This is a genomic window from Peribacillus sp. SIMBA_075 (assembly GCF_046534585.1).
In genome coordinates, this window is record NZ_JAWRYN010000120.1 from 1 (window position 1) to 496 (window position 496).

The 496-nt window shown below is 33.1% G+C and carries 1 protein-coding gene; it reads right to left on the reverse strand.

The features are described 5' to 3' along the window. Nucleotides 1-118: 118 nt before the first annotated feature. Nucleotides 119-496 (reverse strand): DJ-1/PfpI family protein (locus tag SB775_RS27415; RefSeq protein ID WP_410864287.1); only part of this gene is annotated, 378 nt, incomplete at its 5' end.

The window sequence follows — 496 nt, forward strand, 5'->3', positions numbered from 1 at the left end:
ACAATCTCTATTAACTTCTCTAAAATTTTTAAGTTATGTACTAAAACTATACTTTGGCATCGCATAAAGTATAGAGGTTATTTCAAGTAAAATAAAACTGCCAAGTTGATTTTTAAAATCACTTATTTATTGAGTTCATTAGTTGGAAGAAGTATTCAGGTTTGTGAGTCTTATTTAGGTTATACCACGAGTGTAATGTATCTGGTGCAAATACATCTAATTTTTTCAGTACTTCCATCGCAAATTCCAAAGGAGCTACTCCTGATGCAGTAACCAAATTTTCACCCGTTACTACAGGTTCCATCTCATAAAAATTTTCTCCTTTATAATTAGGACAGACCATTTTAATATACTCTAAGCTATTGCTTGTATGCTTTCTAGAATCTAGATATCCCATATTCGCTAGTCCCTCAGTAGCACCACAAATAGCAGCAACAATAGTGCCAAGCTTTAAAGCCTCGCCAATTTTTTTCAAGATAGGTTGATGAATAGCTTC